This is a genomic window from Nocardioides sp. (assembly GCF_050246775.1).
Taxonomy (GTDB): domain Bacteria; phylum Actinomycetota; class Actinomycetes; order Propionibacteriales; family Nocardioidaceae; genus Nocardioides.
This window is the reverse complement of sequence record NZ_JBFWVK010000007.1, coordinates 105,015-128,404: the sequence shown is the minus strand read 5'-3', so window position 1 is coordinate 128,404 and position 23,390 is coordinate 105,015. Positions and strand designations below refer to the sequence as shown.

18 protein-coding genes are annotated in these 23,390 nt (G+C 66.3%); 7 read left to right on the top strand and 11 right to left on the bottom strand.

Going from position 1 to position 23,390, the window contains the following annotated elements; all coding sequences use genetic code 11:
* The first annotated feature begins 5 nt into the window (after positions 1-5).
* Entirely contained in the window at positions 6-1,301 is a 1,296-nt protein-coding gene (locus AB7I40_RS22010) for a hypothetical protein (RefSeq protein ID WP_428347117.1), read from the top strand.
* Here the strand turns inward: AB7I40_RS22010 and AB7I40_RS22005 are convergent.
* From AB7I40_RS22005 to AB7I40_RS21990, 4 genes are read right to left on the bottom strand one after another with little or no spacing between them, the layout of a single operon-like run.
* Complete coding sequence (locus AB7I40_RS22005; protein WP_428347116.1) at positions 1,279-2,649, bottom strand: hypothetical protein; 1,371 nt, start codon at positions 2,647-2,649, stop codon at positions 1,279-1,281. The two genes, AB7I40_RS22010 and AB7I40_RS22005, sit on opposite strands and share 23 nt — an antisense overlap.
* On the bottom strand, positions 2,646-3,086 hold the full coding sequence (locus AB7I40_RS22000; protein WP_428347115.1) for a DUF5663 domain-containing protein: 441 nt from the start codon (positions 3,084-3,086) through the stop codon (positions 2,646-2,648). Before AB7I40_RS22000 ends, AB7I40_RS22005 begins: the two co-directional genes overlap by 4 nt.
* Positions 3,083-5,155 (bottom strand): type IV secretory system conjugative DNA transfer family protein, encoded by a 2,073-nt coding sequence (locus AB7I40_RS21995; protein WP_428347114.1) that lies wholly within the window; start codon positions 5,153-5,155, stop codon positions 3,083-3,085. The genes AB7I40_RS22000 and AB7I40_RS21995 overlap by 4 nt, the downstream gene beginning before the upstream one ends.
* The gene (locus tag AB7I40_RS21990; RefSeq protein WP_428347113.1) at positions 5,152-5,610 is read right to left on the bottom strand and encodes a hypothetical protein; all 459 of its coding nucleotides are present in this window, start codon (positions 5,608-5,610) and stop codon (positions 5,152-5,154) included. The genes AB7I40_RS21995 and AB7I40_RS21990 overlap by 4 nt, the downstream gene beginning before the upstream one ends.
* A 252-nt stretch (positions 5,611-5,862) precedes the next feature.
* On the opposite strand from AB7I40_RS21990, the gene mobF reads away from it, so the two are divergent.
* From mobF to AB7I40_RS21975, 3 genes are all read left to right on the top strand, one after another.
* Positions 5,863-9,384, top strand: a complete 3,522-nt coding sequence (gene mobF / locus AB7I40_RS21985) for a MobF family relaxase (protein ID WP_428347112.1) — start codon at positions 5,863-5,865, stop codon at positions 9,382-9,384.
* 163 nt (positions 9,385-9,547) lie between these two features.
* Positions 9,548-9,940, top strand: a complete 393-nt coding sequence (locus AB7I40_RS21980; RefSeq protein WP_428347111.1) for a recombinase family protein — start codon at positions 9,548-9,550, stop codon at positions 9,938-9,940.
* 5 nt (positions 9,941-9,945) lie between these two features.
* The gene (locus AB7I40_RS21975; RefSeq protein WP_428347110.1) at positions 9,946-10,329 is read left to right on the top strand and encodes a sulfate permease; all 384 of its coding nucleotides are present in this window, start codon (positions 9,946-9,948) and stop codon (positions 10,327-10,329) included.
* 63 nt (positions 10,330-10,392) lie between these two features.
* On the opposite strand, the gene AB7I40_RS21970 is transcribed toward AB7I40_RS21975, so the two are convergent.
* The 5 genes from AB7I40_RS21970 to AB7I40_RS21950 all read right to left on the bottom strand — a co-directional run bounded on the left by AB7I40_RS21970 (position 10,393) and on the right by AB7I40_RS21950 (position 19,312).
* The gene (locus tag AB7I40_RS21970; RefSeq protein WP_428347109.1) at positions 10,393-11,340 is read right to left on the bottom strand and encodes a hypothetical protein; all 948 of its coding nucleotides are present in this window, start codon (positions 11,338-11,340) and stop codon (positions 10,393-10,395) included.
* A 92-nt stretch (positions 11,341-11,432) separates the two neighbouring features.
* Positions 11,433-14,840 (bottom strand): NACHT domain-containing protein, encoded by a 3,408-nt coding sequence (locus AB7I40_RS21965; RefSeq protein ID WP_428347108.1) that lies wholly within the window; start codon positions 14,838-14,840, stop codon positions 11,433-11,435.
* A gap of 221 nt (positions 14,841-15,061) precedes the next feature.
* A complete protein-coding gene (locus tag AB7I40_RS21960; RefSeq protein WP_428347107.1) occupies positions 15,062-15,400 on the bottom strand; it encodes a terminase gpP N-terminus-related DNA-binding protein in 339 nt (112 codons plus the stop codon).
* A 241-nt stretch (positions 15,401-15,641) separates the two neighbouring features.
* Entirely contained in the window at positions 15,642-16,505 is an 864-nt protein-coding gene (locus AB7I40_RS21955; protein WP_428347106.1) for a class I SAM-dependent methyltransferase, read from the bottom strand.
* Between the two features lie 107 nt (positions 16,506-16,612).
* Positions 16,613-19,312: a LuxR C-terminal-related transcriptional regulator gene (locus tag AB7I40_RS21950; protein WP_428347105.1), complete on the bottom strand. Its 2,700-nt coding sequence runs from the start codon at positions 19,310-19,312 to the stop codon at positions 16,613-16,615.
* 181 nt (positions 19,313-19,493) lie between these two features.
* Here AB7I40_RS21950 and AB7I40_RS21945 point away from each other — a divergent pair, with 181 nt between their 5' ends.
* Positions 19,494-19,715: a hypothetical protein gene (locus tag AB7I40_RS21945; RefSeq protein WP_428347104.1), complete on the top strand. Its 222-nt coding sequence runs from the start codon at positions 19,494-19,496 to the stop codon at positions 19,713-19,715.
* Between the two features lie 78 nt (positions 19,716-19,793).
* Positions 19,794-21,212 (top strand): LuxR C-terminal-related transcriptional regulator, encoded by a 1,419-nt coding sequence (locus tag AB7I40_RS21940; protein ID WP_428347103.1) that lies wholly within the window; start codon positions 19,794-19,796, stop codon positions 21,210-21,212.
* A 98-nt stretch (positions 21,213-21,310) separates the two neighbouring features.
* Here AB7I40_RS21940 and AB7I40_RS21935 read toward each other — a convergent pair whose 3' ends face one another.
* Together AB7I40_RS21935 and AB7I40_RS21930 are read right to left on the bottom strand one after the other, a co-directional pair.
* On the bottom strand, positions 21,311-21,763 hold the full coding sequence (locus AB7I40_RS21935; protein WP_428347102.1) for a DUF7144 family membrane protein: 453 nt from the start codon (positions 21,761-21,763) through the stop codon (positions 21,311-21,313).
* A 40-nt stretch (positions 21,764-21,803) separates the two neighbouring features.
* Positions 21,804-22,199 carry a PLDc N-terminal domain-containing protein gene (locus AB7I40_RS21930; protein ID WP_428347101.1) on the bottom strand — a complete coding sequence of 132 codons (396 nt, stop codon included), beginning with the start codon at positions 22,197-22,199 and terminating at the stop codon, positions 21,804-21,806.
* Positions 22,200-22,434: 235 nt separating this feature from the next.
* Here AB7I40_RS21930 and AB7I40_RS21925 point away from each other — a divergent pair, with 235 nt between their 5' ends.
* The gene (locus tag AB7I40_RS21925; protein ID WP_428347100.1) at positions 22,435-23,385 is read left to right on the top strand and encodes a cation diffusion facilitator family transporter; all 951 of its coding nucleotides are present in this window, start codon (positions 22,435-22,437) and stop codon (positions 23,383-23,385) included.
* Positions 23,386-23,390 lie beyond the last annotated feature (5 nt).

The following is a 23,390-nucleotide window of genomic DNA, read 5'->3' as shown; positions in this document are numbered from 1 at the left end:
CCACTGTGGACACACAGACGCTCACGCTGCCCACCCATCCGCTCGTCCGGCAGTTGTGGCAGATCATCGAATACAAGCGCATTGCCGGACAGTCGACCTCTCAGGAGGTGCTGGAACTGTTCTGGGACGAGGTGGCCGCACAGGGAACACCGCTGCTCCACGACGTCGACGGGACGACTCGGGCCACGTTCCTCTACCGGGAGGAGATTGAGCACATGATCGACGCTCACCGGGCCTACTACCGGATCGACGCCGCCTTCGACACCACGAGCTTCAGTCTGAGCCTGCTCCCGCGAAGCAACGTCTGGTGGGCCGAAGTCGACCTCCCCGACAACTTCACCGGGATGTACTACTTCGAAATGTGGGACCACGAGGGCCTGATCTGCGAGGACATCCACGAGCCATGGGCGATGAGCTTCCACGATGAGTACAACGACTGGTACACCCATGAGTCCGATTCGGCGTATGACCGCCACATTGCTTCGACCAAGGAGCAGAACGGTATCGTACGCGAGGGCAAAGTCTCTGAACTACAGGTCTCGGCCGATCATCTGGAGGTGCCCGAGCGAGTTTGGCGCACACATGAAGGACGCCGACGTGAGCCCGATCCGGTGACGTATCCGGTGTGGACTTACCAGCCGCACGAGCGTTGCATTGCTGGGGGCGACCAGCGCTTGCCGCTTGTTGTGCTCATGGCAGGGCAGTTCCATGAGTCGATGAGCTTGAGTGGCCAACTGGATGCCGCGATCGAGGCCGGCGCTATCCCGCCCGTAGCTGTTTGTAGCCCGGGCTACTTCCGAGAGGGATACAAGGCATGGGGCTGGCGCAACGGTTACGGCCCCAAGCACTATGCCGAGTTCCTGGACGAGACCCTTTTCCCTGACGTGTCACGGCACCTGAACGCCGACGACCGCGTCCACCTTGTGGCATGGAGTTGGACGACCCAGCGGACGATCGAGTCCGCACTGCGTGTCCCCGACCGCGTGGCCTCGTTGATCTTCGTGGCGCCGAGGTTCAGCGATGGTTGGCCTGGATACTACGACTACGTCGACCACGCGGAGGCTAACGTCAGTAACCTGTCGAAGCGGTTGCCGCGCGTGCCGATCGCCGTTGGACTCCCGCCGGCACGCGAAGAGTCAGCCTTCGCCTGGACAGCAGGTGAGAGCGAGCGGTTCGTTGGTCTCGCGAGAGACGCAGGGCTGGACGTTCGCACGTTCGAGGTCAGCGACCCCAACGTCGTCGCCGAAGGCGAGGCCATCCCGGCTGGCATCGCAGCAGCTATGGGTTGGTGTCAACGGTGACCGCGCTGGCAATCAACCGCTCGACATGAGGTAGACGTGCCAACAGCGAGGGGAACTGGAATGGTTCGAAGTGGAGGTACATCTTGGGCTTCGCACGAATCCGGTCAAGGTTTGTCCGGTGCTGAGTCGCCTCCTCCGGGGGGAGGCCCAGCACTTCTGACAACTCGGCCAGCTCTTCGTGGATCTGGTCAGACAGGAGACCGAAAGTCACATGCGCGCGGATGCCGCGCTCGGTCATTGCGTTCAGGGCCTCGAATCGCTCCGCCGGTTCCAGGTCGCGGCTGAGGACCCATTCGGCGAGCAGTTCGACGCCGGACGCGGACCATCCCTGCTGGTCTGCGCCGCTGTCACAAGCAGTTGCTCGCTCACGAGCTCGGACATGGTTCCCGCCGATCCAATCGACCGTTGCCAGGGCTCCCAACAGCCGTGCGTCTCCGGCGTTGCACCACTGAACACACCACCCCGGCCCGTGGTCTCGCGTCAGGCGGTCCTGATGGTAGACGCGGTAGGGCTCCTGGCCTGAGTAAATAGTCGGACGCTCGGCAGGGGCGTGGAACAACTGGGCATCATCGACGGCGGAGCTCCACGCCACGGCAGTTTCGGTGGCGCCATCAGCAAGCAGTTCAACGGCCATGTGAGTGAGTCCGCCGAACTCGCCTTGCTCGGCCAGACCTTCGAGGTCGAGCAGCGCGGCAATCTCGGACGCGGCCACCGGGCGACCCTCCTGTCGCCGAAGACGAAGCACATGAAGTGCTGGCGACACACAACCAAGCCGCCCGGACGCGGCAACGATCTGCGCTACCCGAGCCGCATCACCCTCTCGATCCGCCTCCAACAGGTCGATCATCGAGGCTTCACTGTCGAGCGCCGCATCTCGAACAGCCTGTCGCGCCTCGGGAGGAAGAACACCGTGCCACGACGCTGACCATCCGAGTGATGCCTCTGATTCCATCGCACCCGCGCCTTCGTTGCCGGCTTCGATCAGACGTGCCGTGACAGGCTTGAGTGCTTGACGCCATTGGGGAGTCTGGAAGACCCATGCGACGAGTCCGGCCGCTTGTTCGTAGACCTCGGCGAGGGCGAGGGCGAACGTAGCACCCAGTTCGGCCTCGGCCCGGCGCTTGGCCTCGAAGCCGGTTTCCCAGGCAGCGCGGTCGAAGAGCGCGTTCTTGGACCAGTCGGGGTGGGAGCGCTCGAACTCGCGACCCGCGAGACTGTGGGCTGCTCCTATCAACTCGTTCTCAAGCTCATCGAAGGTGATGATTCCGCGATCAAACTGAGCGAGGTATCGCTCGGCTTGCTTCGCCAGTTCGGCTGGCAAGGCCACGGTGCTGTCTGACTCGTTCATAGCGCGTGCTGGGCGGTGTCAGGCTCGACTTCGGCTGGTGAGAGTCCTTCGGTGGCAAGGATCTCAACCCTGCGGGCTGCGACTTCCTGCCTCAGTTCCTCGTGGATTGCGCGCACGGTGTCGTGGTAAGTGGGCTTGTGGGCAGCGAGCCAGACGCTGCCAGCGACCTCGGCCAGCACTTCGAGGGGTTTGTCGAGGTTGTTCTGGTAGTTGTCGTGGTCATGTTCATCGAGGACCTTGCGCACGGTGGCCTCGTCCTGGTCGATGATCTTTTCGAACTCCGCCAACTGCTCGTCGCTCAAGCCGTCTGATAGCGCGGTGCCGACGCGCAACTCGGTCTCGGCGTAGACCGCGCTTGCCAGAGACTGCTTGCCGTCTGGCGACAGGGCTGTCAGACCGACGGACTGGAAGTACTCCGCATCGAACGAGATCGTCACTGGTCGTTCCCGGGTGAGCCTTCACCGTCATCAGTTGCGCCCTGACTGCGGCGTGCGTCAATCCAATCATCGAGGAACGACATCCGCGCCCGCTGGCGCTTCTCGGTGTGTTCGCCATGATCGCCGTTAGCCCGCATCCGTGATTGCACAGCGTTGGCGGCGAAGGACCCTTCGACCGGTGCCCACCGGGTCAGGAAACGCTCTTCTGCTTCGGCAACAGGTACCGCGTTCTGGGAACGGGAGCGCGCCCGTGCCTTCTCCGCGATCGAGAAGTTCGGTTCGGCCGGAGGGCGGGAGTGAAGCAGCACCGGCTCCGTCGGAATCCCTCGGGGAGACAGCGCCGCCACCAACTGGTGGTTGGGCAGGTGAGTCAACTCGCCCCGCTCGACGTCCCCGCCGAGCCAGTGAGCGAACGCGCCGGCGTCCGCCGGACCGAGGCGGAAGGACAACTTCGTCCCGACGTTGCCGAGTAACGCTGCCCGCGTAGTCTCGCTCAACTGGTCGAAGAACTGGTTGGCCAGCGTCAAGCCGACTCCGTACTTACGTGCCTCGGCCAGCATCGTGTCGAGCGAATCGGTGGTGATGTTCTGGAACTCGTCGATGTACACGTAGAACGGTGTGCGCTGGTCGTACGGGAGTCGACCGCGTTCAAGGATCGTGCCCCAGAGTTTCATCACCACGACGTGACCCAGGAGTTCGGCGTTGCTCGAACCCATGGCGCCCTTGGACAGATTCACGAGCAGGATCTTGCGGTCGCGAATCACATCACTGAACGAGACGCTCGACTCGGCCTGTCCGATCACGCCTCGCAGCAACTTGCTGGTGCGGAACACCTCGAACTTGGAGTTGACCCACGCGACGACCTCACCCCATTCGTTCGACCGCTGAGCAGCAGGGACCTCGGACTGCCAATACTGAGCCAGCAGTGCATCCTCGGCAGCCCGCTTCACGAGGAACTCACGAACCGCGCGGTCGCTGAACACAGTTGCGACGTCGAGGAAGGAACTCTTGATCTCGGTGTTGTTCTGCAACAAGAGAATCGCTTGCCGCACCATCGAGTGCCAGCGCGGCCCGACGATGCCCGTGTTCTGCGGATCAAAGAGCTTCTGCATCAGGTTGCTGACCTCGGTGATGAGGTAGTTGGCCTGGAGATCGGTCTCCGCCTCGATCAGGTTGACACCGACAACGGCAACCGGATCGGCGGGGTCGATCAGTACGACATCATCGACCCGTTCCTCGGGCAGGCGCTCCAAGATGCCCTCGACCAAATCCCCGTGCGGGTCAACGACACAAACGCCGTCACCGGCTTGGATGTCGTCAAGTGCCATGTTGAGCAGCAACGTGCTCTTGCCGGTCCCCGTCTGCCCCACTACATACGTGTGCCGGAAGCGATCATCGGCCGACAGAGCGACATGACGCTGCGGGTGGCGCTTGAGGGCGCCAAGGCGTGTGCCCTCGGACGGAAGGTCCGCAAGGACTCCGGGTAGGTCAGGACTCTCATCGATCGGCAGCGCCTGTGGGTCTTCAGCGGTCACCACCGGAAGACGGAACAGGTTGCTCGCCTCCCAGACCCCCAACAGGCTGCGCAAGCGGCCGAGCCCGCTCGGCGCGATGCTCCGCAAGTCGGGCGCTGGCGCCCCCAACTCGAACACCCTGCGAAGTCCCTCATCATCGCGCGTCACCGCGTAGCCGCCCGCGAGAGCCGGCGGCGGCTCCGTCACGTGCTCCGCCGGTTCAGAGAGGGTGTGCCCGATGGTGCTCAGCAGCGACGAACTGAGCGGCTCCGGGCTCGCGACCACACACCGAGCTTGGAACAGCGGCCTCAGGTAGAGGATCGACTCCAGGGTGCGGTGAGCCGCCTTCGCCGAGGCGCTCGCAGTCGCCTCACGCTTCTTTACCTCGACCAGTTCCTCCAGCGCGTCGCGTTCAGTCTCTTCGAGCGACGTCGGAGTGATTGACATCCGGACGCAGATGGGCGCTTCCTGTGCGACCAGGCTTGCCGCCAGCCGGTGAGTGTCGGGCGTCGACGGACCCAAGGTCCACAGCGTCCACAGAGCCTTGTCGGTCACAGATACTGCCCAACCTGTCGAGCACCGTCGACGGCGTGCAGGTCGGCTCCGGGCAGGCTCTCCTCGCGCCGCGAAATCTCGGCGAAGTAGTGAGCATCGAACGGTCGGAGGATGTTCTCAAGCTCCGACGCCTCGGTGACGCGCTCGAACGTCCACAGCCCAGGCGGGCCATTGAGAACATCCGACACATCGTCGGCGATCTCCTCGATGACCGCACCTGTCATGCCAGCCGGGATCTTGACGATGACAGAGACCTCGATATGCCCGCCGTGCACATCGTCCAGCGCGGGAAACGCGAGCCACTGCAACGTGAACGTACATCCCCGGTGACCCTCGAATGCAGTCAGCATGGCCACGAGATCACGCCGGGTTTCCCTCAACTCATCCTCGTCAACCTCTCGTACGCCAACCAAGCGGAATGCCACGGCGGATGGCACCGGAGTTGCAGAAGTCACGCTCCTATTCTTGCCCATCCGTGCCGCCGGGGAGTGCTCGACCAGCAGGTCGGCCGCGGAGCTTATGCCGCCTCCTCAACTGTGCTGGGAGGGCCGACCCGGTCGGATCTGCCCGCTCTCGTGCGTTCGACCGCCGGTGCTGGCGCCTGTGCCGCTCCGCACGCGAGCCTGCCCTCTTCGCCTGGCAAACGTCTGGCAGATCGAGGGGGGCTCAGTGCGCACCTGAGCTTCGTGACGGTTTCGATGCGCGTGATGAGCGCCGGAGATGGCTACGAGTACCTGCTGCGTTCGGTCGTGGCCGGGGACGGGGACCGCTCGCTCTCGACGCCGCTGACGCGGTACTACGAGGAGACAGGAACCCCTCCGGGCTACTGGCTCGGGAGCGGGGTTCACGCCTTCGGAGACGGCCAACTCGCGCCCGGCGCGACCGTCGGTGAGGACCAGCTCGCGTTGCTGCTCGGCCAGGGCCGCGACCCGCTCACGGGCGACCAGTTGGGCCGCGCGTTCCCGAAGTACCAGTCCGTTGCTGACCGGATCACCGCCCGCGTCGCGGAACTCGACTCTGGGCTGAGTGGCGAGGAACGCGATGTCGAGGTGGCGCGGATCGAGGCTGAGGAGACAGAGAAGGGCAAGAACCGTGCGGTTGCGGGCTATGACTTCACCTTCTCCGTTCCGAAGTCGGTCTCGGTGTTGTGGGGCGTTGGCGACGCCGGCACCCAGGAGATGCTGGTCGAGGCCCACCATGCGGCCGTTGCGGAGGTCGTTGCGTTCCTGGAACGGGAGGTTGCCGCCACCCGCGCGGGTGTTGCGGCCCGGGATGGAGCGGTTGCACAGGTCGACGTGGCGGGCATCGCCGCGACGGCGTACGACCATTGGGACTCTCGCTGTGGAGACCCGCAACTACACACCCACGTCGTCATCAGCAACAAGGTCAAGACCCTCTTGGACGGCAAGTGGCGCAGCCTGGACAGCCGCCCGATGCACGCTTCGGTGGTCGCGCTCTCGGAGCACTACAACGCCGTGCTGGCCGACCGACTCACCGGCACCTTCGGTCTGGAATGGGAACGGCGTGCCCGTGGCGAGGACCGCAACCCGTCGTGGGAGATCGTCGGTGTCCCGGACCGGCTCGTCACCGAGTTCTCCTCCCGAGGCCGCGCCATCGAGATCGAGAAGGACCGCCGCATCGCCGAGTACGTCGCCCGCTACGGACGGCAACCCTCACGCACCACCGTCATCAAGCTCCGCGCCCAGGCCACCCTCGCCACCCGGCCTGAGAAGCACGTCCACTCACTCGCCGAGCTGACCGGAGCATGGCGCTCGCGGGCCGCACGGTTGCTCGATGAAGACCCGACGCAATGGGCACGCAACCTCACCACCGGACCCCTGTCAGGCTCGGCGCCGCAGGTGTTGCGCGCTAGCGACGTGCCCCTCGACCTGATCGGCGACGTAGGTTCGCGGGTCGTCTCGGCAGTGAGTGAGAAGCGCGCCACCTGGCGACACTGGAACCTCTGGGCAGAGGCCGCACGGCAGACGATGGGCTGGCGATTCGCCAGCGTCGAGGACCGCGAGGCGATCACGGCCATGATCGTCGAGTCCGCCGAGGGCTGCTCCATCGCGCTCACACCGGGCGAGGTCGCGCTCAGTCCGGCGGAGTTCCGCCGCGAGGACGGGACCAGCGTCTTCCGTCCTCGCCACTCGGTCGTCTACTCATCGCTTGAGACTTTGGCTGCGGAGGATCGGCTGCTGATAGGTGCTGAGGACCGCAACGCCGCTGTCGTTCCGGCCAAGGTCGTGCGGGCCGTCGCAGTTCGCCCGGCCGACCGCCAGCAACTGAGCGACCAGCAGACGGTTGCCTTGACCGCGATCGCTACTTCCGGCCGCCGAATCGACCTGCTCGTCGGACCTGCCGGGGCAGGGAAGACGACCGCGATGCGTGCCCTGCGCGGCGCATGGAGCACGGAGCACGGCACCAACAGCGTCGTTGGTCTTGCGCCCTCGGCAGCAGCGGCACAGGTGCTCGCGGATGACATCGGCATCGCGTGTGAGAACACCGCCAAGTGGCTCCACGAATACGACAACCACCGCGCCGGGTTCGCCAAGGACCAGCTCGTCATCGTGGATGAAGCGAGCCTGGCCAGCACCCGTACGCTCGACCGGCTCGCTGCCATCGCCGCCGAGGCAGGAGCCAAGCTCCTCTTGGTTGGCGATTGGGCGCAGTTGCAGTCCGTGGACGCCGGAGGCGCGTTCGCGCTGCTCGCGTCCGCCCGCGACGACACCCCTGAACTGCGCGACATCCACCGCTTCACCCACGAATGGGAGAAGACCGCCTCCCTCGACCTGCGCGACGGACGCGTCGAGGCAATCGGCACCTACTCCCGAGAGAAGCGCCTCCGGGAGGGTACGACCGACGAGATGATCGACGCCGCCTACCTCGCCTGGCGCGCTGACTCCCAAGCCGGACTCGCCAGCGTGCTGGTCACCGAGTCCAGCCAAGCCGTCGCAGCCCTGAACGCCCGAGCGCGGGCCGAACGAATCCTCGACGGCGAAACCGACGCCACCCGCGAAGCCGTCCTCGCCGAAGGCGCCCGGGCCTCTGTCGGTGATCTGGTCATCACCAGGCAGAACGATCGCCGCATCCGGTCGCTTCGTGGAGGGTGGGTCCGCAACGGCGACCGCTGGAAGGTCACAGATGTCCGTCCCGACGGCACCCTCGTCGTACGCCGCCAGGGACTCCGCTGGGCAGCCACCGTCGCCCTGCCGACCGACTACGTTGCCGAGCACGTCGACCTCGGTTACGCCATCACCGCGCACCGCGCCCAAGGCATCACCGTCGACACCGCTCACGTCGTCGTGTCCGCGACCACCACTCGGGAGAACCTCTACGTCTCCATGACCCGAGGTCGGGACGCCAACATCGCCTACGTCGCGCTCGACACGCCTGACGACAGCCACGCCGCGCCGCACCCCGACGACGTGAACGCCCGCACCGTTCTCTACGGCGTGCTCCAGCACTCCGGGGTAGATCTGTCGGCCCACCAGATGATCGAAGCCGAGCAGGAAGCCAAGACCTCCATCGCTCAGATCGGTGCCGAGTACGACACCATCGCAGCCGCCGCACAACGCGACCGTTGGACCCGGCTCATGCGGGCTAGCAACCTCACACCTGAGGACGTCGAAGCAGTCCTTACCTCTGATGCCTTCGGTCCGCTCACTGCTGCGCTCCGTCGTGCCGAGGCCATCGGGCGCGACGTCGACCAGCTCCTCCCGAAGCTCGTGGCACGACGCTCCCTCGACGGCGCCGTCGACGCAGCGGCCGTGCTTCAACACCGGGTGGAGATCGTCGCCAAGCAGCCGCCCGGTGGCCGTCGGCGCAAGACTCCCGCGCTCATCGCCGGGCTCATCCCCGAAGCGCAGGGCGACATGACCCCGGAGATGCGGACTGCTCTCGACGAGCGACGCGAACTCATCGAGACCCGCGCGCACGAACTCGCGGAGCGTGCCGTCGCCGAGCACGCACCGTGGCTGAACAAGCTCGGCCGGCCGCCTGTCGGCGAACGCGAACGACGCCGCTGGCTCCAGCACGTCGCCACCGTTGCCGCCTACCGCGACCGCTACGGCGTCACGACTGTCTCGACGCTCGGGCCTCAGCCCCAGACCGAGACCCAGCGCAACGACGCCGCTCGCGCCCGGTCGGCTGCCGAGCGCGCCAGCCAAATCGCACGCAACACGTCCCCACAGGCAACGACGAGCGCAAGTCGCACTATCGGCCTGTAGCGGCGCACTCTCGTTCTCGCACTTTGTCGGCAGGGTGGCGTATCGTCGTAGACGAGGCAGCCTTCACGCGGCGCCGACGCTCTCGCAGCGACGGCATTGACCCTCCGAAGTCGGGATGGTCCTTCAAGGTTCTTGCTGCCGGACCCTACGAGAGGACCGTCCAATGACCACCGCGATCTACACCCGCACCGCCTTCGACAACGACGCCGCCCACCGAACTCAGCGCAACGCCTGCACCGACCTTGCCACCAGGATCGGTGCCACCGCTACGCACCTCTACGCCGCAACAGGCAGCTCACGTCTCGCGCTCGACAAGCTCCGCACCGATGCCGCCGCTGGCGAGTTCGACTCGCTCATCGTTGCCAGCCACGACCGGCTCAGCCGTAGCGCGCCAGCCTTCGTCGAACTGCTGGACGATCTCAACGCCGCCGGAGTCGCCGTCTACGTCGCCGAGTCTGGTGACGACCCGATCGGCGCAGCATCGCCGACCGCCTCGCTCCTCGCCCTCGTGGCCGCCGAGTCCGGCGCGAGCCACCGACTCTCCAGGAAGGACTGATCCCAATGTTCAGGCTCATCGTCACCGCCAGCACTCGGTTCCGCTGGTTCCTTCGCTGCTACGCACCGAGCAACATCGCACTCGATGCGATCCGGTCTCGGAGCGGCCTCAAGTGGGGCATCCCTGCCGCGCTGATGCTTGTGCCCGCCTACCTCTTCGCGGCGAGCTTCACCTCCGCCCTGATCGAGCGCGGTGCGCCGGGCTGGCTCAACATCGTGGTCCTGGTCCTGATCTGGGACGCTCTCAAACTCGCCGTCATGGCTCCGGTCAGCGTCGGCCTCCTGCTCCGGGCGCGGCTGGCTGAGCGGTCGCCCCGTCGGCGTCAGCAGTTTGTTCCGATGGGCTACGCACCCGGTCGGGGAGTCGGTCCTTGGACTACCTCCGCGTAGACACCCACTCCACCTCACAAGAGACGGCCCAGCTGACACCCGGGCCGTCTTCTTGTTCACTCTTCACACGAAGAACGTCGGCATCGACTCGTCGATCGTCGCGGTCAGGTGATCAACGACCGTCGTGGGCCAGCCGAAGTAGGACGTCGTGTAGGTCAGAGCGTTGTAAAACGCAGCGAGCGCTGCCCTCGCTTCGGTCTCGGTGGAGCCCAGATCGACCCGAAGATGGGCCACAGGGTGACCGGCCGCTGGGTCTGAAGTCCACTCCCGTCGCTGCTGTGCGGGGTAGAGAGTCGGATGAGTCATGTTGGACAGATACCCGTAGATGCCAGTCGCCGTTCGGCCGTCGATCGTTCCGCCGTAGCTCTTGGTCAGTTCGTACATCCACTCCACGGCAGCCTCCAGATTGGGTAGGGACTGCCCGATCAACGTCCGGGGTGCGCCACCCAGGCTCGCAGGCGTCGTGCCGGGAAAGCGTTCGAGAATCTCCGCCTTGAGGGCTTTGTAGTACCTGTTGGCTGAGACGTAACTCGGGTGTGCCTTGTCGCGCATCCGGCCGGCGTTCTTCTTCGCTTCTTCCGCGCTCACGAGTTCTTCCAGGTAGGCGCGGGCAAGGCGGTTCTCGGGCGAGTCGTCAGTGTCTTCGCCCAGGACCCACACCGCATGTGCGCAGTTCTCAATCGTTGAGCGGATGAGCGCTGGTGTTGGGAAGATGACCTCCCCGCTCCTGTAGAGGCTCGCGAGTCCCCCGAGATGACCGCTTGCAGTGAGTAAGTAGGTCTGAACGACCTCAGCGACAAGCCGGTGCCCAGTCTCTCCTCGTGGCGTGGAGACAGCGAGGTCGGGTGATGGGAGCTCGGCCGCCGCCTGTGCTGCGGGGGACTCCGGAGCAGGGCTCCAGTGGAAGCGGTCTGCCGAATCAAAGAAGGCATCGCGGCTGGCGACGAACAGGTCCGCGATCTCGCCCAGCCGATCGGCGAAGCCATCGGGAGTGTGTTGCCAGTACGCCATGCAGGTCAGGTTAAGGGGCAGGGCTGGACGAAACAGGGGAGAGCTCCGCATGGTGAGGTCACCGGCTAAGACGGTGGCCCGACCATCGCCTCCTACTGGTATGTGGGGGCCTTGTCGACGAGGAACCACTTGTCCTGCTTCGCCACCGCGAGCAGGGCATTCGATCGCGGCGCGCTCGCAGGAGCGGACGGACCGCGAGCAGGCCGACCTCCCGGCGCCGGCCGGCGTGCCGATGGCCGCGGTGATTGCGGGTCATCGGGAACCGGTGCTCCAACGGGCCGCGTGCCGTCACGGGCATCGAGCAACGCGCGCGCATCCTCTGACCTGGGCGTCGTCCGAACGCTCCGAGGCGCGAGGAACCCCCACGTACCGAGTCGAAGCGCAGCCGACTGAACGACGGATCGGCGGAGGGGAGGTAACGCATCCAGCGTGGCTTCCCATTCGGTGAAGATGTTGCTGAGTACCTCGCCCGATGCCATCGCCCACAGGGCGAGCGTCCACTCCGCCTTCGAGAGGTCATCGGTGGTCTGGTTGAGTTGCTGTCGCCACCACTCAGTTGACTTCGCGTTGGCGCGACCTTGCGCGAGCATCGTTGCGGGGTGGCTGTTCATGCCGAAGGGGGTCGGGCCTGATGTGGTGGTGTGGCCGGATCGGTGTGGTGCCGCGCCGCCGATGATCGCGATCTCCGAGGCTAGCCAGCAGCGTCCGGCCTCGTTGAACAGGAGCGTCGCGGCATTGGCCCAGGGGTAGGTGGTGCCTCGTTCGCCCGCCTTGAAGCGGCGTGCTGCGGCTGCTTTCGCGAACGGCGATCCGCTTCTGCGGAGTGTGGCGATGGCATCCGTCCGTCGACGGTTAGCCGTCTCCTCCTGGCCGGCAAAGCCGACGTTAGAGGTCGTCCTAAAGGCAGCGGGGGAGAACGCCGCAGCGATCTGTGCTGGCTGCGACCGGATCGAGGTGACGCACGGGCACTCGCCGTCGAGAACTGCTTGCAGAAGAGCCTTCTCTAGAGCGCTGCCTGTCGGTGGGGCGAAGCCGGTGTTGAGTAGCAGTTCAGCGCCCCCGTGGGTGAGGTCGATGTTCGGGGGATCAAGAGTCAGGCCGGCCGCCGCCTCGCATGCCGCACCGAGTTCGAGCCAGAAGCGTTCCGTCGCCGTCCCGACAGCCGTCGTGAGCTGCTCGGCCCACCACTTGCCGAAGGGCGTGCGCAGGGACATCAACTCGCGCAGCACACGCACCCGCTGGCGGTTCTCGGGGTCACCCGGCTTCGCCGCGATCGCCGCGGTCAGCCTCGCCCAGGTCGGGTTGCGATCGAGCGATGAAGGTAGGTCTGGGAGTGGACGAATTTCCTTGCGCTCCAGAGCGCTGAGAAGGTGGTCGGTGCCGGTATCGCTCAGAAGCAGGTCGATGATCGCGGTGGCTTCGCTCGGGCGACTTGTGAAGACTCCGTCCGTGAGCAGCGTCCAGATGGCGACATGGACATGCTTGCCCGGGTTCTCAGCGAGTTCCTCGCGGATGCCCGCGGTCAGGGCGTAGATCTCCTTGCCGTGGGCGTTGCCGCTGTAAAAACGGGCGGTGTTCAGCCAGTACGGACGACGCAACAGTTCGCGGAACACGATCGCACTATCGAAGTCGCGGTCGCCCTCTCCAGCGAACTTGTATAGGAACCGAGCGGCGAAGTACTCCCGAAGCGAGACCACTTCGAACTCATAGACCCCTTCCTCCTTACTTGTGAGCGCCCAGAGGCGGTCGGTGGTTGCCTCAAAGAGCTCGTCGACAACGGACTCTGGCTTCTCGTAGGTTCGCTGGAAGTGGCGCATCGCCGCGTCCAGTTCCTGGCTCGTCATCCGACCGCCGAGCCCCCGCTCTTCGCTGCGAGACTGTAGGTACCAGCCGAGGAAGGGGATGATTTCCATCAAGTCGGTGCGATGCTTCTTCACCGACTGTGGATGTTTGTTGGCCTCACGAGCCAGCAGCAGACTCATGTACGAGTCATAGAGTTCAGTGCGCTGCGTCGGCGTCGCCATACCCTGCTGGTGCAGCAGTTCGAGCAGGATCGTCAACTGCATCGGATTGCTGGACAACTCCCCAATGTACGGCTCGGCGCTCTTCTCCTTGAACGTCTTCCGGAGGGTTCGGCCATCTGCGGCCCGGATGCCATGCACCAGGCACCACTTGTTGAGGTACTCATTCCGCTGGCGGGTATCGAGAGGGGCCAGCATCAGTACCTCGAACCGTTCGGGCGACGGTTCCGGGAGCTCACCGGCGCTTGGCCGGGTGGTCACCACGATCTTTGGCGGCACGTGATACGACCGAGCTCGGCTCGTAAAGCTGTCGATGGCCCGAACCACCTTGGCCCGGATGGTCGGGCTGCCGACCTCATCGAGACCGTCGAGCACGATGAGGGAGGGCACGCGCTGAAGCAGCGTCTGGACGTCCTCCGCAGTGACGGGCAAGCCACCGCTCGCGTGGCTCAGCAGGTCCGCCAAGAAGCACTCGATCGTGCTTTGGGCGGCCGATCGGGCCTTGGTCCGTCTCGGTGTGGTCTCTGACGTCTCGAAGACATCGACACCTTTCGTCCAGACCGCGTAGTCGCTGAGATCGAAACGGATGGGGAATCGAGGTGTCTTGACGCGCGGTAGCGCCTCCTTCCGGTCAGTGTCCTGGACGAACGCAGCCCGATGGGCCTGGCACACGTACTGGCTCAACGTCGACTTCCCTTGCCCCGGTGCTCCCCGGATCAAGGTGAACGGTGTCTTGTCGCGCAGAAGGTAGGCAGCCGCGCCGCCGACGAACGGCTCGACCTGGTGATCGTTCTTGCTGGCAAGCGGGCCGCGGATACGCTCAGCGGTCACGTCGACGAACAGATCGGCGACCCGTTCCCGCTCGATGTCGACCTGGCTGAACTTGACGGTGTCGTCTTCGTCCCACTGCGTGGCGGCAACCTTGTGTAGCAGTTCGCGAAGGCCGCTGTCCCGGTCGGCCTTGAATCGACGGTCGATGAGGTAGCTGATGAGGTCCCAGCCAGCCAGCATGTCAGCGTGCGACCACTTCACGGCGTCGTCGGCATTGTCGACGAGGGAGTCGATGGTCTCCCGCCACATGCACTGCATATCGACGCCGTAGGTCTTGCTCAGTGACTGAAGCTCGCGGTCGAGCGCGTCGAACGACCCCTGCTTTCCGCCGGTGCTCGCCACATTGGTAACCAGGACGTACTGCGTCGCTCCTTCGGCGATGAGCGCCTTGATGTTCTTGTCTTCGGTCTTGATCGCGCTAGTCAGCCATGAAACAGGCTTCTTCTCGCTGCCAGTGACCGACCACTTGACCTGGTAGATCAGCGAGTCGCCGTCTGCCTTCCGGATGCCGTCGCGCCCGCGGTCAGACTGACGAACGGGTAGCGGGCGGTAGTCGGGAAACTGCGCGATGAGAAGTGCGTTGACCAAGAGCTGGAAGCCCTGGTCGCCGAGACGCTCGTACAGATACTTGTGGCGGCTCTCGGGCACCGATGTCTCCTTGCCTCGCTTCGATCGTGCCGCGCTGGTCAGGACGCGGCGCGACTCCAAGAAGAGCATGCCGGACGGAGCCGACGAATCTGCCCAGCGGGCTCGGTTCGGCTGTCGAGCTCATCGAGAGGACGTACCAGTCATTGTGATGCCGGCGGGCCGCCACGGAGCGCGCTGAGCCGACTGATGTGGGCAGCTCGTGGACCAGTACGTGTCCCAAGCTAGCGATTCTGTAGGTGGTGCCAGGGCTTCCGCATCTCGACTCCCTGGGTTCGCAGGACAGCGCGGACGGTGTTCGCTGTGGTGCCGAACTTGGTGGCAATCTGGGCCAGCGACCAGCCCTCCTCGTAGAGCTGCATCGCAGTCTTGACGTGCTTGGGCGCCAGTCCGTCGCGGCGGAGTGGAACGCCCTGCCGATGTAGGTGGACGACGACCGTACGCCGGTGGATTCCGAAGGTCTCGCTCAGTTCCGCGGTGCTCGTGCCGACCCGATACGACGCGACCAACGCCTCGACCTGGGCCGGGGTCAGGAATGTTTGAACTTTCCCAACAGCACCCACGATCGGCCCCCGTGAGTCCCGAATCGGGGGTTCAACGGCCCTCACCTGGGTCCGGTAGTACCCTCGTGACCAGCGGGAATGCACTGTTTCGTGGGCTTGGCGGGTGTTCTCAAAGTCTCTACGCAGGTCCACACATTCGCAGTCGCAGGCACATCCGCTCATCGAGTGGGTGTGCCTGTGGTGTCTGTTCGGCCATCGGGCGCGCCTTGCCGCGCGAGGTCGCGCCGGTCCTGACGGGCCGTCAGGTGACCGAGCGCCACTGCTGGTGACTGCGCTGCGGCATCGTCCGCGGCTGGGCCACCTCGGAGGGCGCGTAGGGCTCTCGTCCGAAGTAGTCGGCGACGTCGTCCATCACGCGCGAGGATCGCGACATCAGGACGTAGCGCTTGCGTGAGCGCTGGCCGACCAGCGGTGAGCGGAAGTCGAGGCGTACGCCGGCCCGACGGGCGACCAGGCGCAGGGCCCGCGGGGAGTAGTACGACGTGTGGTCCGGGTAGTAGATGTAGCGGTCCCGGGTGAGCATGCCACCGTCATGGATGTTGGTTCCGCAGACGAGGAGGCCCTTCCTGCTGACCAGTCGGAGCAGCCTGGCGAAGTCCTCGTGCGGATTGCGGAAGTGCTCGATCACCTCGCTGGCCACCACCACGTCGAACGCTCGGCGGGGCGGGTCGTTGGCATCGATGAACTCTGCGTCGTCACGGACCTTCATGATGTCGCTGATCGCGACTGTGGAGACCTCGGGCAGAGCGGCGATGTGGTGGTTGTCCAGGCTACGCCCGGCGCCGTACATCAGGACCCGGCGATTCCTGCCACCGAGGATGTCCAGGCCCATCTTGCTCATGTGGAACTCACGCCCCGGAGTCTCCCGCGTGCCCAACCGGGGATGCCCGTTCGGCAGCTCCTCCATGTCGGTCTTGGACCGATAGCGACTCGGGACGTGTTCGGGAAGGTGGTTGTAGCCACAGGCACCGCAGACCACCACGAGCGCCGACAGCTTCCGGTCGCGGGCATAGGTGAGCCGCTTCGAGGTGAGTCGCCGGCTGCCACAGATCAGGCACGCCGTGGTGCCGTCTCCGCTGGTTCTGCGGCGGAGTCCGAGCTCCATGCTTCGAGGCTAGCAGCCGCGCTGCCGGGCAGCTGCCGCTCAGCGCGGCGCCATCCGGGTGACGGTTGATGGATGATGTCGCCCCGCCACGGTGGCGGTGAGCACCCTCACCGCTCCTCCGCCAGGGCGAGACCGGCCAACAGGCCGAGCTCTCGTCCGCGCACGACGGCCTGTCGGCGGCTGGAGACGCCGAGCTTGCGGAAGAGGCCCTTGAGATGGGCCTTGACCGTGTTCACTGACACATGGAGCTGGGCAGCGATCTCGTCGTTGGTCATCATGGCCGGCAGGAACTGCAGGACGCTCAGCTCGCGGTCGGTGAGTGGCTCGGTCAAACCGGGGCCAACCCGCGGCGACGAGGTGGGCAGGACGATCGTGCGGATGTCCTCGATGACCTCAGTGCGCTCCGGGCTCACGACGCTCAGCCGATCGAGCAGACGCAGCAGCGGCACTGGGTCGACAGCGGCGAACGGGCGGCGGACCGACGTCGCCTGTGAGGCGTCCAGGGCCCGTCGTAGCGCATCCAGGGCCCTGCCGTCCTCGCGGAGGCGATCAGCGGCGACGGCGGTCAGGAGCCACACCTCGACCGTCGAGTGACCACCGGTCGGCGATTGCTCCCTGGCGCTATGGAGCAGTTCGTCGGCTCGCCGAGGCTCGTCCTGGTGCAGCGCCGCCCTGGCCAGGCAGATCAGTTCCTGGGTGACGAACGGGCCATCTCTTTGCGGTGCGAGCCGCGCCGCGGAGGCGGCGTCTCCCTCGGCGAGGTCGGCCTGGGCCTGGGCAAGTGCTCGCCAGTGCCCCAGGAGGGTGAGGTCGTCGCGATCGGCCACCTCCGACGGGACCCTGCTCAGCTCCGCCCGGGCGGACGCGACATCACCTCGTGCGGAGAACATCTGCGACTGCACGATCGCCAGCGCCCACCGGGCAGTGGCTTCGTGGTTCCCGGCTGTCCTGCCCTGCTCGAGGAGGAGCTGCGCCCCGTCGAGATCGTTGCGCTCGAACTGGAGAAGTGCCAGGGAGAGGTAGGCGGTAGCGACCTGCGGCAACGGTGCCCAGCCCCGTGCCGCCACCAGTTCCGCGGCCCGGTTCCCGTGCTCGCCTGCCTCGTCGATGACGCCGCCGATGGTGGAGACCAGCGCGAGATGCGCCAGGACGTTGATCTTGGTCGCCTCGACGCCCGCTTCATCTGCCGCGGTCAGGGCCTCGCGGAGCCGGTGCTCTGCCTCCGCGAGCTGACCTGCCCAGAGAAGTCCGGTGCCGAGGTTCCCCAGGGCGACCGCTCGGTAGGCGGGACCGGCCGGGATCATCGCGGCCGGGCCGGCGAGCTCCACGAGGGATCGGCGAGCTGCACGGATGAGTCCGTGCATGTCTCCGCGTGCCCGCGTGGCCGGGCTGGTCAGGGCCAGGAGGGCCACGTGGACCGCGACGTCAGTGGGGCCGGGGTGGCGCTCCCTCAGGGTGATGGCGATGTCCAGGTGCGCCTGGACATCCAGGAACCGGCCGTCCAAGAACATCAGCGCCGCTCCGCACAGTGCCAGGGCCGCGGACTCGCCCATCCGGGCGGGAGGGATCCGCGCGAGCTGTGCTCGGATCGCCGACCGTTCGACCGTGACGATGAGGGGCGCGGCCTGGGTGACGAACAGCTCGCCGACAAGATCCCAGTCAGCTGCCTCGGCTGCGTGCCGGAGGGCGTCTACCGGGTGCCCGTGCTCGCCGTACCAAGCAGCAGCCTGTCGATGCAGGATCGGCAGCTGGTCGGGCTCGTCCACCCGCAGGCGGTGCTGCAGCATCTCCCGCATGAGCGCGTGGTAGCGGAACCACTGCCGGCCGGGGCCGATCCCGACGACGAAGGTGTTGGAGGCCTCGAGCGTCTCGAGGTGCCGCTGGCTCTGGGTCTGCCCGGTGAGCACTTCCGCGAGGCTGCTCGACAGCCGCTCGACGACGGACGTCCTCAGCAGGAAGGTCTGCACCTCGGGAGGCAGGCTGGCGAGCACCTCCTCCGCGAGGTAGGTCGACACCGCCCGATCGTCGCCCGCGAAGTCGTCAACGCTCCGCTCGGTGTCTTCTCGTGCGAGGAAGAGAGCGGCGAGTCGGAGTCCGGCCGGCCAGCCCTCTGTGCGATCCACCAGGGCCACCGCATCGTCGTGATCCACGGGGACGTGGTGCGCTGCGAGGAGTTCGGAGGCGTCGCCGACGCCGAAGGCGAGGTCGCGCGACCGGACTTCCACCACCTCGTCGTTGAGTCGCAGGCGATGCAGCGGGAGGGCCGGATCCGTGCGGGTGAGCAGGCACAGGCGCAGTCGGGGATGGCGGTGGTGCAGCAGGGTCGCGAGATGCTCGAGGATCGTCGGGTCTGTGATGAGGTGGAAGTCGTCCAGGACCACGACGACTGTGCGGGGGAGTGCGGCCAACCCGGCGCTGAGCCGGTGGAAGGTGTCTGCCGCGCTTCCCATGCCTGGCAGCAAACCGACGAGCGGACCGTCCGCGGTCATTGCACCGGCCTCGTGGAGGGCGGCCAGGAAGCAGGACCAGAAGCGGCCCACCTCGTTGTCGCCAGGATCCAGGGACAGCCATCCCACAGGCGTCGTGCTGATCGAGTCTGCCCAGTGCGCCACGGCCAACGTCTTGCCCCAGCCCGCCCCGGCGCTGACCACCGTCAATGTCCGTGTCGACCCGGTCGAAAGCAGCTCGTCCAGGCGTGGTCTCGACACGAACGAGGCGGGAACTCGGGGGCGGATCAACTTCGAGGCCATCACGTCGAGCGGCCGCTCTGCTCCCCGGGGCACCGATCCGGCGGGCGCCTCGCTCATCCCGTCCCCCTTGCCTGAATTGCCTCGAACACGTGATCAGACTCTGACGGAGGTGCGGGCGCTGCGCCACCTTTGCGGACAGATCGTGCCAGATCGTACGCAGACGTCACCTTCTGTGGGTGACGTGCCGGGAACACCATCGAGACATGCTGGGCCTCTGGTCCGCTTGGAGGTGGTGCAGGTGTTCGCGAAGGCGTTCGAGATCCATGTCCGTGGCAGTCTGCCGGCAGACACCTGGGAGGACTTCGAGGACCTGCACTCGACCGTGGTGGGCGGCGAGACCGTGTTGTCCGGGGTGCTCGCCGACCAGGCGGCGTTGTACGGCGTACTCCTGCGCATCCAGTCGCTCGGACTGGAGCTTGTCGAGGTGCGGCGGCTGGGCCGCGGGGTCACACCGGACTGACGGGGCTGGGCGTTGCCTTGCCCGGTTACCCACTACGGGTGAGGACGTCTCGCCTCGGCGACGGAGAAGGTGGCGAACATGGCCACGATGATGCGTGAGTACGTCACTGATGAGCGCACCGCGCCGCCCGATCCAGTTCTTGAGGCACGAGCCGTCATCCCGGTCCTGCCTCGTCACCACGTCGATCGGCCACGCCTCCACGCGATGCTCGATGCGGGTGCCGAACGACCCCTGACCCTGGTGAGCGCCGCCGCTGGCAGTGGCAAGACGACCGTCGGAGCGTCCTGGGCACTCGAACGGCAGCGGCGGCGACCCGACGAGAGGCTGGGGTGGGTGACCTTCGAGCCGGGAGACGAGCGGCCGGACATCCTGTGGCCGCTCGTCCTGGCCAGCCTGCGACGCTGCGGCGTGGCGCCGCCGGTCGCGGCGTACGGCGATTCCGTGCTGATGCATCGAGACATGGTGTCCGACGTGGGCGTGTGCCTGGCGGGGCTGGACACTCCGCTCGTTCTGGTCCTCGACGGCTACGAGATAGCCGATGCCGAGCTGGCGACCGACCTGGCGTTCCTGCTCAGCCACAGCGCGGGACAGCTCCGGCTGATCCTCCTGACCCGGGCGGACCCGACGTTGCCACTGCATCGGTTCCGATTGTCCGAGGCGATCACCGAGGTGCGGATGGCCGACCTGGCATTCACTTCGGCCGAGACCCGGCGATTGGTGCACGCCGCGCCGACGCAGTTCGCGGAGTCGTCGGTGGAGGCGCTGCTGGAACGCACCCGCGGCTGGGCTGCCGGGCTGCGGTTCGCGCTGTGGTGGGTCGACCGCTCCAGCGATCCCGTCGCTGCGATCAGCCGGCTGCGCGGCGACACGGGGAACGTCGCGCAGTACCTGAGGACGGAGATGCTCGACACCCTGCCGACTGAGTCGCGCGAGCTCCTGCTCCGGACCTCGGTGGTCGAGGTGCTGCAGCCGGGTCTGATCGAGGAGCTTGGGGGTCCGGCGGCCGCACGTGCCCTCGCGAGCCTCTCCCGGAGCAACCTCCTCCTGGACGAGGTCGGGGACGCACCCGGGTGGTTCGAGTACCACCCGCTGCTGCGCGACCTGCTGCGCGCCGAGCTCGCTGACACCTCGCCCTCCCGACTGTCGAGCCTCCAGCGCCAAGCGGAGGGCTGGTACGCGGGCGCTGTCCAGGAGCCCGCCGTGCCTGGACTCCGAGCCGTCGGTGCGCGCGCCCCTTCGCCCGCCCTCGCTAGCGGGGCGGCGGCCTTCCGGCTGCCGGACGGCTGCGTCATCGAGCCACTGTCCGCGAAGGAACGCGAGGTGCTCGGCCATCTCGCCGAGCTGCTGAGCACCGAGGAGATCGCGGCCACCATGTTCGTGTCGGTCAACACCGTGCGCACCCATGTGCGCAACCTGTTGCGGAAGCTGGCGGTCAACCGACGCAACGACGCGATCCGACGGGCTCGGTCACTGAACCTGATCGAACCGCCCGCCTGAGCCGACCCGGCGTACTGGCTCGCCTCGAGTAGGCGCCAGGGCCCGCGACCTGGTGTGGTCGCGGGCCCTGGTCGGACGGTTGGCTACCGTCCCTTCGCTCAGCGTCGGGGTCGAGGACCGTGAACCGTGAGCGCCCAGATCACCAGGATGTCGATCGTGATCATGATGACCGACCAGATCGGGTAGGCGGCGAGGAAGCCGATGTTGATGATCACGCTGAACATCGCCAGGACCACGGCGACCACAGCACCCCAGGTCTTGCCGGCATACAGGGCGAATGCGGCTGCGATCAACAGTGCCCCCCACAGCACGTGCACCCAGCCCCAGGCGGTGAAGTCCGCGGTGACGACGAGGCCTCCCTGGGTGACCAGGTAGTACTCGTCATTGAACAGGGCGACCATGCCCTGGATGACGTGCAGGGTGCCGATCAGCACCATCATGAGGGCCGCGAAGTCGACCCATCCCGACCACGCACTGGGCTGGCCTGGTGCAACGTAGTCATCGTGGACCGGCGAGAACGGCCGCACTGATTCTGAAGGTCTGTCACTCATCGTTGAACGTCCTTGTCCTCGGAAGTGGTGGGTCGGGTGGTCAGGCCAGGGCCTTGGCCTTGAGGGTCTCGAACTCGGCCTGGTTGATCGTGCCGGAGTCGAGCAGCGACTTGGCGCTGGCGATCTGCTCAGCAGCGCCACCCGAGGTGCTGGCCACGCGCTGGATGTACTGCTCTTGCGCGCTGCGCTGTTGGGCCACGAGTGCCATCTGGCGCTCGGCCATGCTCTGGCCACGCGCGATCAGGTAGATCAGGGCGCCGATCCACGGCAGCAGGATGAGCACGACGGCCCACCCGGCCTTGGCGCCGCCGTTCAACGTCCGGTCGCCGAACATGTCGAAGATGCAGCGGAACCACACCATGACGGCGGAGATCCAGATGAAGAACCAGAAGCTCCAGAGCAGGACGTCCCAGAAGTTGGTCGTGATCGAGTCCATCGGTTTCCTTCGGTAGGTGTCGAGATACGGATACAACGGACCACTCGCGGGGTACGACGGTCGTGGTCCGGGCCAGGCACCAGTGCCTCCGCGTGGATGCGGACCATCGCCAGGGTGCACCGAACTCTGCGCAAGGCGCCTCATCCACCGGGGGTGAAGCAGGCCGTCAGCCGCGCCGACGACTCCTCCACGCTGGGTCATGAGGGGCCGGCCCGGGGCTCGGTACCGTCGGTCCATGGCGGTCGACGGTGGAACCAAGGCAGTTGTCGCGGCACTGATCGCGAACACAGGGATCGCGATCACGAAGTTCATCGCCTTCTTCCTGACCGGGCTCAGCTCGATGCTGGCCGAGGCGATCCACTCCGTCGCCGACGCCAGCAACCAGGTGCTTCTCCTGGTCGGTGGCAAGCAGTCGAAGCGCCCCGCGACGGCGCAGCACCAGTTCGGCTACGGCCGGGAGCGGTACCTCTACGCGTTCATCGTGTCGATCGTGCTGTTCACGGTGGGGGGCCTCTACGCGCTCTACGAGGCGTACCACAAGGCTCACGAGATCCGGACGGGCCACCACGAGGACGCCGGGGAGTGGTGGTGGGTGCCGATCGCCGTACTCTGCATTGCGATCGTGCTGGAGACGCTGTCCTTCCGCACCGCGATCATCGAGACCGACAAGGTGCGCGGTGACGCCTCGTATGCCCACTTCATCAAGCACTCCAAGCAGCCCGAGCTCCCGGTGATCCTGCTCGAGGACCTCGCAGCGCTCCTCGGTCTGGTCTTCGCGCTGCTCGCCGTGTGCCTGTCCCTGATCACCGGGAACTACTACTTCGACGTCGCCGGCACCGCCATGATCGGCATCCTGTTGGTCGTCGTCGCTGTGCTGCTGGCGGTGGAGACCAAGAGCCTGCTCCTGGGGGAGGCAGCCACGCAGGAGGCTCAGCAGCAGATCCTGCAGGCGCTCGAGGCGACGCCGGGGATCGAGCGCGTCATCGACATGAAGACGCTGCACCTCGGTCCCGAGCAGCTGCTGGTCGCGGTGAAGTTCGGTGTTTCGGCCGAGACCCCCGCGGGGGAGATCGCTGCCGCCATCGATGCGGCCGAGCTGGCGATCCGCACCGCCGACCCGATGGCCACCTCCATCTACCTGGAGCCCGACATCTACCGCGCCGACTACTCCCGCCCAGCCTCCTGAGACCC

Coding starts and splice junctions, on each gene's coding strand:
- AB7I40_RS22005 (WP_428347116.1), bottom strand. CDS start 2,649: ATGAACGAGTCAGACAGCACCGTGGCCTTGCCAGCCGAACTGGCGAAG.
- mobF (WP_428347112.1), top strand. CDS start 5,863: ATGAGCGCCGGAGATGGCTACGAGTACCTGCTGCGTTCGGTCGTGGCC.
- AB7I40_RS21980 (WP_428347111.1), top strand. CDS start 9,548: ATGACCACCGCGATCTACACCCGCACCGCCTTCGACAACGACGCCGCC.
- AB7I40_RS21975 (WP_428347110.1), top strand. CDS start 9,946: ATGTTCAGGCTCATCGTCACCGCCAGCACTCGGTTCCGCTGGTTCCTT.
- AB7I40_RS21970 (WP_428347109.1), bottom strand. CDS start 11,340: ATGGCGTACTGGCAACACACTCCCGATGGCTTCGCCGATCGGCTGGGC.
- AB7I40_RS21955 (WP_428347106.1), bottom strand. CDS start 16,505: ATGGAGCTCGGACTCCGCCGCAGAACCAGCGGAGACGGCACCACGGCG.
- AB7I40_RS21950 (WP_428347105.1), bottom strand. CDS start 19,312: ATGAGCGAGGCGCCCGCCGGATCGGTGCCCCGGGGAGCAGAGCGGCCG.
- AB7I40_RS21940 (WP_428347103.1), top strand. CDS start 19,794: ATGGCCACGATGATGCGTGAGTACGTCACTGATGAGCGCACCGCGCCG.
- AB7I40_RS21935 (WP_428347102.1), bottom strand. CDS start 21,763: ATGAGTGACAGACCTTCAGAATCAGTGCGGCCGTTCTCGCCGGTCCAC.
- AB7I40_RS21930 (WP_428347101.1), bottom strand. CDS start 22,199: ATGGACTCGATCACGACCAACTTCTGGGACGTCCTGCTCTGGAGCTTC.
- AB7I40_RS21925 (WP_428347100.1), top strand. CDS start 22,435: ATGGCGGTCGACGGTGGAACCAAGGCAGTTGTCGCGGCACTGATCGCG.